At 73.1% G+C, this 12,585-nt stretch carries 10 protein-coding genes; all 10 read left to right on the plus strand.

Annotation, left to right across the window (positions count from 1 at the left end; all coding sequences use genetic code 11):
- Positions 1–35: 35 nt before the first annotated feature.
- Complete coding sequence (locus tag HNR08_RS10235) at positions 36–1,691, plus strand: ABC transporter substrate-binding protein (protein ID WP_146839029.1); 1,656 nt, start codon at positions 36–38, stop codon at positions 1,689–1,691.
- Positions 1,692–1,764: 73 nt separating this feature from the next.
- The gene (locus HNR08_RS10240; RefSeq protein ID WP_146839027.1) at positions 1,765–2,742 is read left to right on the plus strand and encodes an ABC transporter permease; all 978 of its coding nucleotides are present in this window, start codon (positions 1,765–1,767) and stop codon (positions 2,740–2,742) included.
- 11 nt (positions 2,743–2,753) lie between these two features.
- Positions 2,754–3,683 carry an ABC transporter permease gene (locus tag HNR08_RS10245; protein ID WP_146839025.1) on the plus strand — a complete coding sequence of 310 codons (930 nt, stop codon included), beginning with the start codon at positions 2,754–2,756 and terminating at the stop codon, positions 3,681–3,683.
- A gap of 3 nt (positions 3,684–3,686) precedes the next feature.
- On the plus strand, positions 3,687–4,655 hold the full coding sequence (locus HNR08_RS10250) for an ABC transporter ATP-binding protein (protein WP_146839023.1): 969 nt from the start codon (positions 3,687–3,689) through the stop codon (positions 4,653–4,655).
- Positions 4,652–5,653: an ABC transporter ATP-binding protein gene (locus tag HNR08_RS10255; protein WP_146839021.1), complete on the plus strand. Its 1,002-nt coding sequence runs from the start codon at positions 4,652–4,654 to the stop codon at positions 5,651–5,653. The genes HNR08_RS10250 and HNR08_RS10255 overlap by 4 nt, the downstream gene beginning before the upstream one ends.
- Positions 5,650–7,215, plus strand: a complete 1,566-nt coding sequence (locus HNR08_RS10260) for a glycoside hydrolase family 32 protein (protein WP_246803111.1) — start codon at positions 5,650–5,652, stop codon at positions 7,213–7,215. The genes HNR08_RS10255 and HNR08_RS10260 overlap by 4 nt, the downstream gene beginning before the upstream one ends.
- Positions 7,212–8,651: a glycoside hydrolase family protein gene (locus tag HNR08_RS10265; protein WP_183834996.1), complete on the plus strand. Its 1,440-nt coding sequence runs from the start codon at positions 7,212–7,214 to the stop codon at positions 8,649–8,651. The genes HNR08_RS10260 and HNR08_RS10265 overlap by 4 nt, the downstream gene beginning before the upstream one ends.
- The gene (locus HNR08_RS10270) at positions 8,644–9,618 is read left to right on the plus strand and encodes a PfkB family carbohydrate kinase (protein ID WP_146839017.1); all 975 of its coding nucleotides are present in this window, start codon (positions 8,644–8,646) and stop codon (positions 9,616–9,618) included. The genes HNR08_RS10265 and HNR08_RS10270 overlap by 8 nt, the downstream gene beginning before the upstream one ends.
- 69 nt (positions 9,619–9,687) lie before the next feature.
- The gene (locus tag HNR08_RS10275; protein ID WP_146839015.1) at positions 9,688–11,163 is read left to right on the plus strand and encodes a glycoside hydrolase family protein; all 1,476 of its coding nucleotides are present in this window, start codon (positions 9,688–9,690) and stop codon (positions 11,161–11,163) included.
- A 46-nt stretch (positions 11,164–11,209) separates the two neighbouring features.
- Complete coding sequence (locus tag HNR08_RS10280) at positions 11,210–12,550, plus strand: ABC transporter substrate-binding protein (protein WP_146839013.1); 1,341 nt, start codon at positions 11,210–11,212, stop codon at positions 12,548–12,550.
- Positions 12,551–12,585: the final 35 nt, after the last annotated feature.

Below are 12,585 nucleotides of genomic sequence, written 5' to 3' on the forward strand. Positions count from 1 at the left end.
CCACCTTCGATGGTGAAGAGAGGCAAGGCACACACATGAGGACACGCACGCTCACCCGGTTCGCGGCCGTCGCGGTCGCCGCCGCCCTGAGCCTGACCGCCTGCACCAGCACTGGTGGCGGCGACGGCGGCGCGGCCGCCGACGGCAACCAGCTGCTGACGATCCCCCGCGAGGACATGGGGACGTTCACCCGGAACTTCAACCCGTTCTCGCCGAACGTGGCGCCGCTGACGCAGCAGGCGATCTACGAGTCGATGCTCGTGTACAACCCGGCCGACCAGTCGACGACGCCCTGGCTGGCCAGCGAGTGGACGGTCTCCGACGACGGGGCCAGCATCGACTTCACGCTGCGCGACGGCGTGCAGTGGTCGGACGGGGAGCCCCTCGTGCCGCAGGACGTCATCACGACGTTCGCGCTCCAGAAGGAGCTCATGGGCGGCTTCGAGTACCTCACCGAGGTCACGGCCGTCGACGACCACACCGTGCGGTTCGTCTTCGACCGCGCGTACTCGCCGGCGCTGTACGAGATCGGCCAGCAGGTGCTGCTGCCCGACCACATCTGGTCGGCGGTCGCGGACCCGGCCAAGGACACCAACTCCGAGCCGGTCGGCACCGGACCGTTCACCGAGGTCGCGAACTTCCAGTCCCAGTCGTTCGACCTGATGCCGAACCCGCACTACTGGGGCGAGACGCAGATCGCCGGGGTCCGGATGCTCGCGTTCGCCGGCAACGACGGCGCGAACCTCGCCGCCGCCAACGGGGACGTGGACTGGGCCCCGCAGTACATCCCGAACATCGAGGACGCGTTCGTCGCGAAGAACCCCGACCACAACCACTACTGGTTCCCCGCCACCGGCTCGATCATCAACTGGCAGCTCAACACCACCAAGGCGCCGTTCGACGACGTCGCCGTCCGCCAGGCCCTGAGCCTGGCGGTCGACCGCGAGCAGGTCGCGGACATCGGGATGTCGGGGTACACCCACCCCGCCGACTGCACCGGGCTCACCGACGCCTACGAGTCGTGGAAGTCCGCCGACGTCGTGGACGCCTGCGACTGGACCGCCCGCGACGTGGACGCCGCCAACGCGCTCCTCGACGAGGCCGGGTACCCGAAGGGCGCCGACGGGATGCGCACCCTGCCCGACGGCTCGCCGTTCGCGTTCACGTTCTCGGTGGGCTCGACCTCGTCCGACTGGCTGTCGGTCGGCAACATCATCGCCCAGAACATGAAGGACATCGGCGTCGAGGTGACGGTCGACGCCCCCGACTGGGCGACCGTGACGTCCTCCTACGAGGACGGGACCTTCGACTCCGGCATCGTGTGGGCCAACAACGCGCCCACCCCGTACCAGTTCTTCCGCGGCGTCATGTCGACCGAGACGGTCAAGGCGGTCGGCGAGAAGACCTTCGAGAACTACCACCGGTTCGGGCTGCCCGAGGCCGACACGCTGCTGGCGCAGTTCGCGGCCACGAGCGACACCACCGCCCAGCACGCGATCGTCGACCGGCTCCAGGAGCTCTACGCCGACAACGCCCCGGTCATCCCGCTGTTCCCGGGACCGGAGTGGGGCGCGTACACCGACGTCCGGTTCACCGGCTGGCCGACCGAGGACGACCCGTACGCGACCCTCAACGTCCGCGCGCCCACGACGGTGCTGGTCCTGACCACGCTCGAGCCCGTCGTCGACTGACCCCTGTTCCCGCGCCGGGCCGCCCCGAGCGGCCCGGCGCGGGTCAGCCGCCCCCCACCGCCAAGGATCCGCCATGTCCTACGTCCTGCGCCGACTGGGCTTCTACGTCGTCGCCTTCTGGGCGTCGATCACGCTCAACTTCCTCCTGCCGAGGCTCATGCCCGGTGACCCCGTCTCGCGGATGTTCGCGCGGATGCAGGACTCGATGCAGCCGGAGCAGATCGACCAGCTCCGCCGGTTGTTCGGCCTCGACCAGCGTCCGATGTGGCAGCAGTACCTCTCGTACATCGGCGACATGTTCACCGGGAACATGGGAGTGTCGATCTCCCGGTTCCCGACCCCGGTCGTCGAGGTCATCGGCACGCAGATCGGGTGGACGATCCTCCTCGGGGGGACCGCCCTGCTGATCGCGGTCGTGCTCGGCAACCTCCTCGGCATCCTCGCGGCCTGGCGTCGCGGCGGCCTCCTCGACTCGGTGTTCCCGCCGCTGCTCGTGTTCGTCGGCTCGTTCCCGTACTTCTGGCTCGCGATGGGCGCGCTGTACCTGTTCGGCATCACCCTCGGCTGGCTCCCGGTCCGGCACGCGTTCACCGCCGGTACCACGCCCGGCTTCACCGGCGAGTTCATCGGCGACGTCGCCACCCACCTCGTCCTGCCGGCGCTCACGATCGTGCTCGTCTCGATCGGCGGCTGGATGCTGGGCATGCGCAACACGATGATCGCCACCACCGCCGAGGACTACATCACGATGGCCGAGGCGAAGGGCCTGTCCCACGGCCGGATCATGTTCCGCTACGCCGCCCGCAACGCCCTGCTGCCCTCGGTGACGTCCTTCGGCCTGTCGCTCGGCTTCGTCGTCGGCGGCGCGCTGCTGACCGAGGTCGTGTTCGCCTACCCCGGCGTCGGGTACCAGCTGCTGTCCGCCGTGCAGGGCCTGGACTACCCCCTGATGCAGGGCATCTTCCTCACGATCACCGCCGCCGTGCTGCTGGCGAACTTCGTGGTCGACATCGTCTACGTCCGGCTCGACCCGCGCGTGCGCGTGTCCTGAGGGGAGTCCTGATGGCCATCCTGCAACCGGGCGTGTCCCCGGAGACCCCGGAGCTCACCGACCCCGCGCACACCGCCGAGGCTCTGCCGCGACCCGTGCGCGGCCGCCAGCTGCGTCAGGTCCTGCGCAACCGGAAGGCCGCGTCCGGCCTGACCGTCCTCGCGCTGTTCGCCGCGATCGCGCTGCTCGCGCCCGTCCTCGCACCGGGCGACCCCGCGCTGATCAGCGCGATCCCGTCCCAGCCGCCGAGCGCCGAGCACCTGCTCGGCACCACCGCCAAGGGCCAGGACGTGCTCGCGCTGACGATGTGGGGAGCCCGCTCGTCCCTGGCCATCGGCTTCCTGGTGGGCACCGCGGCCACGCTGCTGGGGATGCTCGTCGGCGTGGCGTCCGCGTACTTCGGCCGGGCGGTCGACGACTCCCTGTCGGTCGTCACGAACATCTTCCTGCTCCTGCCCAGCCTGCCGCTGCTCGTGGTGCTCGCCGCGTTCCTCCCGCCGGGACCGGGGACGGTCGTCCTGGTCCTGATCATCACGGGCTGGGCCGGCTCGGCGCGGGTCCTGCGCTCGCAGGCGCTGTCGATCCGCGCGAAGGACTTCGTCGCCGCCGCGGTCGTCACCGGCGAGCGCCCGCTGCGGATCATGTTCCGCGAGATCGTCCCGAACATGGCCTCGATCGTGATGAGCACGTTCCTGGCCTGCGTCATCGGCGCGATCGGCGCCCAGGCGGGGCTGGAGTTCCTCGGCCTCGGGGACGTCAGCGTCGTGAGCTGGGGCACCAACCTCTACTGGGCGAGCAACGACGGCGCGCTGATGACCGGTGCCTGGTGGGCCTTCGTGCCCTCGGGTGCCTGCATCGCCGTCGTGGCCTTCGCCCTCGCGATGGTCAACTACGCGGTCGACGAGGTCACGAACCCTCGGCTGCGCGGCAGGAAGGGCTGACCCATGTCCACGCACCCCCACGTCGATACCGGGCCGCTGCTCCGGGTCGACCACCTCTCCGTCCGCTACGGCGGAGAGGGGCGCGACATCCTCGGCGCCGACGACGTGAGCCTGACCATCGCGCCCGGGGAGGTGCTCGGCCTGGCCGGCGAGTCCGGCAGCGGGAAGTCCACCGTCGCGAACGCGATCATGCGCCTGCTGCGCCCTCCGGCGCAGATCACCGGTGGCACCGTCACCTTCCGCGACCAGGACGTGCTCGCGCTGCGCGGCGAGGAGCTGCGGAGGTTCCGGTGGAGCGAGATCGCGATGGTCTTCCAGTCCGCGATGAACTCCCTGAACCCGGTGATGACCGTCGGCGACCAGATCGTCGACGTCTACACCGCGCACGGCCGCCTCGACCGGCGCGCCGCACGCGACCGCGCCGTCGAGCTGCTCGAGCTCGTGGGCATCCCGGCCGACCGGCTGGATTCCTACCCGCACCAGCTCTCGGGCGGGATGCGCCAGCGCGTCGTGATCGCGATCGCCCTGACGCTGGACCCGCAGCTCCTCATCCTCGACGAGCCCACCACGGCGCTGGACGTCGTCGTGCAGCAGGAGATCATGCAGCAGATCCAGTCGCTGCAGGCCGACCGCGGCTTCGCGGTCCTGTTCATCACCCACGACATCTCCCTGATGGTGGAGATGTCGCACCGGATGGCCGTCATGCACTCGGGCCGGATCGTCGAGAGCGGCCCGTCCGACCAGATCCTCGACGAACCGCTGCACCCGTACACCGCAGCCCTGATGGGTGCGTTCCCGCCCATCACCGGTCCGCGGGTCCATCTGACGGGACTCGGTGAGCGCACCGCCGGCGGCGGCGCGCTCGGGTTCGACCCCAGGAACATCCCGGATCTGGCCGAGGTGAGCCCGGGGCGCTGGGTCGCCCCCGTGGACGGAACCGGGCACCGGCGCACCGAAGGAGCCGCACGATGACCGCCACGACCCCGACCGCGCGGTCGGCCGCGCTCTCCGTGCGCGACCTGGTCAAGGACTTCCCGCAGGGCGGGCTGTTCTCCCGCCGGGTCGTGCACGCGCTGAGGGACGTCTCGTTCGATCTCGGGCACGGCGAGGTGGTCGCGCTGGTCGGCGAGTCCGGCTCCGGCAAGAGCACCGTCGCCCGGATCCTGGCGCGGCTGGAGCGCCCCACCTCGGGGTCGGTCCTGCTCGGCGGGCGGGACGTGCTGGCCGCCGAGCCCCGGCGAGCGAGCCGTGCGTACCGCGGCCAGGTGCAGATGGTGTTCCAGGACCCGTTCGGGTCGCTGAACCCCGTGCACCGGGTGTCGCACTTCCTCGAGCGTCCGCTCGTCATCCACGGCAAGGCCTCCGGCCCCGGGCTGCGGGCGGGGATGCGCGAGCTGATGAGCGACGTCGGTCTCACCGCCGACATGCTCGACGTCCACCCGCACCAGCTCTCGGGCGGGCAGCGGCAGCGTGTCGCGATCGCGCGGGCACTGGCGGTCGAACCGTCGGTGATCCTGGCGGACGAGCCCACCTCGATGCTCGACGTGTCCGTGCGGATCGGCGTGCTCAACCTCATGCGCCGGCTGTGCGACGAACGCGGCATCTCGATCCTGTACATCACGCACGACCTGGCGTCCGCGCGGTACGTGGCGGACCGGACCCTCGTGATGTACCAGGGCCACCTCGTCGAGGGCGGCGACTCCCTCGACGTGATGGCCTCGCCCACCCACCCCTACACCCGGCTGCTCGTGTCGGCCGTGCCCGACCCGCGCCGGCGCCGGTCGCTGGGGCCCGACGAGCGCGCCGAGCTGCGCGCCGCGGTCCAGATCGCGATGTACGGCCCGCGGGGCACGGCGGACCAGCCCGCGCCGAACACGGCTCTCGTCCGCAACGACCTCGGCGGCGGCCACTGGGTCCGCCTGCGCGTGCCCGCCGACGCCACACCGACCACGACCGGAGGACCGCGGTGACCATCCGCACCGAGACCGACGCCGCACCCGTGACGCCGGCCCTGCCCGCCCCGGGCACGCACGACGACGCGACGACCCGACGGGCCGCGCTCGTGGCCGAGGCCGCCCGCGACCACCTGCGCCCGCGCGCGCACGTCACCGCACCCGGGGGCTGGTTGAACGACCCGAACGGCGTGGGCGTCCGCGACGACACCTACCACCTCTTCTACCAGTACAACCCCGATGCCCCGGTCCACCACGCGATCCACTGGGGCCACCTGACCTCGGCGGACCTGGTGCACTGGCGGGACGAGCCCATCGCGCTCGCGCCCGAGGCCGGCGCGGACGAGGACGGCTGCTGGTCCGGGGTCCTGGTCGACGACGACGGCACGCCCACGCTCGTGTACTCCGGGCGACGCGACGGTGCCGAGTCGGCGTGCCTGGCGGTCGGGTCCCCGGATCTGCGCACCTGGCGGCGGGAGGCGGCCAACCCGGTCGTGGCGGGCCCGCCCGCCGGCCTGGAGACCACAGCGTTCCGTGACCACGCCGTGTGGCGGGAGCAGGGCCGCTGGCACATGCTGATCGGCTCCGGCGTCGTCGGTCTCGGCGGCACCGCGCTGCACTACGCGTCGGACGACCTGCGCACCTGGGACTACCTCGGGCCGATGGTCACCGGCGACGCGGCGGACCGGCCCGACGAGGCGGTGCTCGACGCGGACAACCACGCGTGGACCGGCACCATGTGGGAGTGCGTCGACCTGTTCGACCTGCCCGCCCCCGACGGCGGGGTGCGCACGGTCCTGGTGTTCTCGGCCTGGGACCACGGCCGCACCCTCCACCCGATGTACCTGGTGGGCCGGCGCGACGGCGACCGGTTCGTCCCCGAGGCCCCGGCGCGGTTGCTGGACCTCGGCCGCCGGCACTTCTACGCCCCGCAGTCGTTCACCGACGACCGCGCGGGCGGGCGGCGCGTCATCTACGGCTGGATGCAGGAGGCCCGCTCCGACGGCGCGTGCGTCGCGGCCGGGTGGTCCGGCGTCATGACGCTGCCGCGCGAGCTCACGCTCGACCGCGAGGGCCGGCTGCACGCCCGCCCGGTTCCGGAGGTGGAGCTGCTGCGGGGAGATCCCGTGCCGCTCCCCGGCGGCGCCGCGCGGGCCGACCAGGTGGACGTCGTGGCCGACCTCGTGCTGCCCGACGGCGGCCGCGTCGACGTCGAGCTGCTCGCGACCCCGGACGGTGCGGAGCGGACGGTGCTGAGCATCACCCGCCGGGGGGATGTCGCCGAGGTGCTGCTGGACCGGTCGGCGTCGAGCCTGGACCCCACGCTCGACGTCGTCGCCCTCCGTGGTGGCGTCCGGGTCGACGCCTCGGGGGTGCTCGACCTGCGCGTGCTCGTCGACCGGTCCGCGGTCGAGGTGTTCGTCGCCGGCGTCCCGCTCTCGGCACGGGTCTACCCCACGCGGCCCGACGCCACCGGCCTGCGCCTGTCCGCGTCCGCGGGTGGGGAGGTCGTGGCCGCCCGGGCGTGGCGTCTCGGCGAGGCGTTCCCGGAGCCGAGGACCGTCGAGGGTCCGCTGTGAGCACCGCGGTGTGGAACCCGCCGCGCGGGCGCGCGGGTGACGTCATCCCGTACGTCCACGACGACGTGCTGCACGTGTTCTACCTGCGCACCCCGGTGGACGACGAGGCCCCGAACACCACGGCCTGGTACCACGTGGCGACCGACGACCTGGTCACCTGGACCGACCACGGCGAGGCGATCGGCCGGGGCGGTGCCGACGAGCAGGACCCGTCGGTCGCGACCGGGTCCGTCGTCCAGGACGACGACGGTCTCTTCCACGCGTTCACGACCGGCTTCTCCCGGTACGACGGCCCGGACGGCCCCCGCAACCAGGCGGTGCTGCACGCGACCAGCGCGGACCTGATCACCTGGGTCAAGGACCCCGGCTTCTGGCTCGGGTCCGACGAGTCGCGGTACGACCGCCACGACTGGCGCGATCCCTTCGTCTGGCGTGACGCCGAGGGGTGGCGGATGGTGCTCGCCGGCCGGCACCGGCTGCCGGGCGACGCCACCCGCGGCGAGCGGCGACGGTCGGGCCTGGTCGTGCAGCTCCGGTCGGACGACCTGCTGAGCTGGCACGAGGTGGAGCCGCTCTGGGACCCGGGGCTGTTCACGATGCACGAGTGCCCGGACGTGTTCGCGATGGGCGACTGGTGGTACCTCGTGTACTCGACCTTCGACGACCGGCAGGTCACCCGCTACCGGATGGCCCGCTCGCCCGAGGGGCCGTGGCTCGCGCCGCAGGTGGTCCGCGGGCACGGCGACGACGCTCTGGACGACGACGGGCTGTACGCGGCGCGGACCGCCGGCCTGCGTGGCCGGCGGCTGCTGGTCGGGTGGTGCCCGACCCGCGCCGGCGGCGAGGACTCCGGCGACTGGCAGTGGGGCGGGTCCCTGGTCGTCCACGAGCTGGTGCAGCGTGCGGACGGGTCGCTCGGCACGCGGCTGGCCGGATCCGGACCGGACTCCGAGCCGGTCGCCCTCACCGCCGGCCGTGGTTGCTGGTCGGTGGCGGGCGGCGGCAGCTGGCGGGTCGGCTGCGAGAGCGGCCGCGCCACCGGTTCGCTCGGCCCGGTGGCCCCGACCGGGGCGGTGACGGTCTCCTTCCGGCCCGAGCAGCCGACGGCTCGCGTCGGCCTGCGCCTGATCGGCCGCGACGAGGACTACGACGTCGCCGTCGACCTGGTGCGGCAGGAGGTCGTGCTCGACCGGGGGAGCCGGGCGGCGTGGCAGCGACCGCTGCACGTGCGACCGTCCGCTCCCCGTGACGACGCCGCGACCGTGCTCCGCACCGCGTGGGAGCGGGACGTCGTCCTGGTCCAGGTCGGCGACGACGACGTCCTGACGGCTCGCATCCACGGCGGCCCCCCGGTCCGCGCCGAGGTGTTCGTCGAGGACGGCCGGGGGACCCTCGCGGTCCGTGCCGGCGAGCCCGCGGGGGATCGCCGTGGCTGAGCGGGTCGTGGTGCTGGGCGAGGCGCTGGTCGACGTCCTCCCGGCCGAGGGCGGTCGCCGCCGCGAGCTGCCCGGCGGGAGCCCTGCGAACGTGGCGGTGACCCTCGCGCGGCTGGGGCGCGCCGCGCACCTCCTGACCACGCTCGGCCACGACGGCCGGGGCGACGACGTGCGCCGGTGGCTGACCGGCTCGGGGGTGACCGTCCACGCCGACGTCCCCGCCGACGGGCGGACGTCCGTCGCGGAGGTCGTGCTGCAGCCGGACCGGTCGGCCCGCTACCGGTTCGACCTGACCTGGGACCTGCCGGTGCGCGCCCTGGACGCCGTCGGCCTCGGCGCCCGTGCCGGTGCCGGTCCGTCGCCCGCGGCGGTGCACGTCGGCTCCGTCGCCACGGTCCTCGACCCCGGCGCCACCACGGTCGAGGCGGCCGTGCGTGCGGCGCACGGCCGCGCGCTCGTGACGTTCGACCCGAACGCCCGGCCCGCCGTCACGCCCGACGTCGAGCGCACGCGCGAGCGGGTCGAGCGCCTGATGGCGTGGGTCGACGTGGTCAAGGTGTCCGCCGAGGACGTCGAGTGGTACCACCCCGGGACCGACCCCGTGGACGCGGCGACCCCCTGGCTCGCGGGGACCCGGGGCCCGGTGCTCGTCGTGGTGACGCTCGGCGGGGACGGGAGCGTCCTGCTGCGACGGACCCCGGCCGGGATCGACGAGGTGCGCGTGCCTGCCCCGCGGGTCGAGGTCGCCGACACGATCGGCGCCGGCGACACCTTCACCGGCGCGCTGGTCGACGCCCTGGTCGGCGCGGGGGCGCGCGGCCCGGGCGCCCGCGCGCGGCTCACGGCCCTCGAGGTGCCGGCGCTGCGGCGGGCGGCGGCCTGGGCGGCGGCGGCCGCGGCGGTCACCGTGTCCCGGCCGGGCGCGGACCCGCCCACGCGCGAGGAGCTGCACTCCGCGCTTGGTTAACCGATTGACCAGCGTGCTTCGGTGCTGTTACGTTGTGGTCAACCGATTAACCACGACGACGAGGTATCGATGAGCCACCGTGGGTTCTACACGCCGCCGGCCGCATGGGTGGGCGATGTCATCCCCTGGGAAGAGGACGGGGTCTTCCACCTCTTCTACCTGCACGAGACGCGCCGCGAGCCGCGCGAGGGCATGCCCTGGCACCGGGTCGTGACCACCGGGCTCGTCGACTTCGACGAGGCGGGCGAGGCGATCGGCTCGGCCGGGGCCGGGGCGCCGGACTTCAACGTCTACACGGGCAGCATCGTGCGGGCCGCCGACGGGACCCACCACGCGTTCTACACGGGGCAGAACCCGACCCGCACGGGGCCGGACGGCCGCCCGCTGCAGCTCGTGCTGCACGCGACGAGCAGCGACGGCATGCGGTCCTGGCAGCGGCACCCGGCGGACACCTTCGGTGCGACCGCCGGGTACGAGACCGGGGACTGGCGGGACCCGTTCGTGTTCCGCGACGAGGAGGCGGGTGTGTGGCGGATGCTCGTCACCGCCCGCCACGCGACCGGCCCCCGGCGGCGCCGCGGCGTGATCGCCCAGTGCGTCTCGCGCGACCTGTCGACGTGGGAGCCGGCGGAGCCCTTCTGGGATCCCCGCCGGTACCTCGCGCACGAGTGCCCCGAGGTGTTCGAGTGGAACGGCTGGTGGTACCTGGTGTACTCCGAGTTCAGCGACGCCTTCACCACCCGCTACCGCATGTCGCGCAGCCTGCACGGCCCGTGGGCCGCCCCGGAGCACGACACGCTCGACGGACGCGCCTACTACGCGGCGAAGTCGGCGGCCCGCGACGGGAGGCGGTTCTTCTTCGGCTGGATCGCCTCGCGCGAGGGCGCGACCGACGACGGCGCGTGGCAGTGGGCCGGGACGCTCTCGGTGCTCGAGGCGACCCAACGGCCCGACGGGACGCTCGCCTTCCACCCGGCCGCCGAGCTCCGCGAGACGTTCGGCGGGCCGGTCCCCGCTCTTCCGGGCGGGACCGTCCTGAGCGCCCCGGACGGGTACCGGGCGGCGATCACCGCCGTGGACACCACCGACGAGGTGCGCGTGGTGGCACGGTTCGACGTGCCGGACGGCACCACCGAGTGCGGGCTGCTCCTGCGCGCGAGCGAGGACGGCGACGAGGGCTACGTGCTGCGGCTCGAGCCGAGACGTCGTCGCCTCGTGCTCGACCGGTGGCCGCGCCGGGCGACCGGCACCGAGCAGTGGCAGATCTCCGGCGACGTCCCGTTCGCTGTCGAGCTCGAGCGCCCGTGCGCGATCGAGCCCGGCGAGCACACCCTCGAGGTCATCCTCGCCGGCGAGCTCCTGGTCGCGACGCTCGACGACGCCACCGTCCTGAGCGCACGCGTCTACGACCACCGCACCGGCCGCCTCGGCGCCTTCGTCGGCGAGGGCACCGTGACGGTCCTCGAGCTCACGGCGCAGTCCCGCAGCGAACCCCTCGACCCGGCCGATCCGCGGGGTGACCTCCGCGCAGCGGTCACCGTCTGACACCCCACCCCCCACCCCTTCACCCACGATCAACGGAGATCTCGACATGGTCAGCACCTCCCGGCGCCGCGGCGCCCTCACCGCGGCACTCGTGTCCGTCGCCCTCACCCTCACCGCCTGCTCCGGGGCCGCCGGCTCGGCCGACCCGACGGACGTCGACCCCGCCGGGGACGTCGTCCCCCGCGAGATCTCCTGGCTGCTGTCCCGTCCGGCCGACGGCGGGGTCATCACGGCCATGCAGCAGATCGCCGACGAGTACGCCGAGGACCACCCCGGCTTCTCCCTGAACCTGATCACGACCCCGGACCGGCCCTCGTACATCCAGAAGTACGAGACGCTCGCCGCGGCGAACAAGCTCCCCGAGCTCTTCGACACCGACGCGACGCCGTTCGCGCAGAAGCTCGCCGACCAGGGCCGCATGGTGGACGTCGGGGCGCTCCTCGACGACCTCGGCCTGACCGGGACGTACCGGGAGGCGGCGCTCAACTACCAGCGGTTCCCCGACGGCGCGCTCCACATGGTCCCGTTCGAGTACTCCAGCGAGTACTTCTGGTACAACACGGAGCTGTTCACGCAGGCGGGGATCGCCGTGCCCGCGACGCTCGACGACTTCCCGGCGATGTGCCAGGCCCTGCGCGCCGAGGGTGTCACGCCGATCGCCCTCGACGGGCAGGACCAGTGGCCGCTCGAGCGGTACTGGTCGTACTACCCGTTCCGGCAGGCGGGGCCGGACTACGTCCGTGCCGTCGCGACCGGCGACGCGACGTTCTCCGACCCGGCCGGGCAGGCGGCGGCGCAGTGGCTGTACGACCTGGGCCGGGCGGGCTGCTTCCAGGACGGGTTCTCCTCGACCGGGTACGCCGACGCGCAGGCCCTGTTCACCTCGGGCAAGGCTGCGGTCTACAACATCGGCACCTGGGAGCTCGCGAACCTCGCGACCGACGCGCTCGACGAGGGTGTCCGGGACGCCGTCGACTTCTTCACGCTGCCGACGACCGACGGCGCCGTCACCGACGGGAACGAGTTCGTGACCACCTCCGGGATCGGCATGGCGGTCAACGCCACGACCTACGACCCGCTCGTGCGTGACTTCCTCGCCTTCGCGCTGGAGCGCTACCCCGAGGTCTACGCCGCGAGCGGTGCGCTGTCGCCGACCACGACCGTGGCGACCACGGTCCCCGACGACGCGACCCCGCTGTACACCAAGGCGGTCGAGCAGGCCGAGAGCGTCGGCAGCGAGATCGCCGTGCCATGGGACACCCAGCTCGACCCGGCGACCAACACCCGGCTGCAGCAGGAGCTGACGCTCCTCGTCCAGGGCGACATCACGCCCGAGGAGTTCACCACCACGATGGACGCCTCGCTGGCGGAGAACCTCGGTGACTGACGCGACCGTGACCCGGCGGGCGGGCGCGGCACGTC

This window comes from Cellulomonas hominis, assembly GCF_014201095.1.
GTDB lineage: Bacteria > Actinomycetota > Actinomycetes > Actinomycetales > Cellulomonadaceae > Cellulomonas > Cellulomonas hominis.

Excerpts from the sequence above, each read along its gene's own strand:
- HNR08_RS10240 (WP_146839027.1), top strand. The coding sequence starts at position 1,765 with ATGTCCTACGTCCTGCGCCGACTGGGCTTCTACGTCGTCGCCTTCTGG.
- HNR08_RS10280 (WP_146839013.1), top strand. The coding sequence starts at position 11,210 with ATGGTCAGCACCTCCCGGCGCCGCGGCGCCCTCACCGCGGCACTCGTG.
- HNR08_RS10255 (WP_146839021.1), top strand. The coding sequence starts at position 4,652 with ATGACCGCCACGACCCCGACCGCGCGGTCGGCCGCGCTCTCCGTGCGC.
- HNR08_RS10275 (WP_146839015.1), top strand. The coding sequence starts at position 9,688 with ATGAGCCACCGTGGGTTCTACACGCCGCCGGCCGCATGGGTGGGCGAT.
- HNR08_RS10245 (WP_146839025.1), top strand. The coding sequence starts at position 2,754 with ATGGCCATCCTGCAACCGGGCGTGTCCCCGGAGACCCCGGAGCTCACC.
- HNR08_RS10250 (WP_146839023.1), top strand. The coding sequence starts at position 3,687 with ATGTCCACGCACCCCCACGTCGATACCGGGCCGCTGCTCCGGGTCGAC.
- HNR08_RS10235 (WP_146839029.1), top strand. The coding sequence starts at position 36 with ATGAGGACACGCACGCTCACCCGGTTCGCGGCCGTCGCGGTCGCCGCC.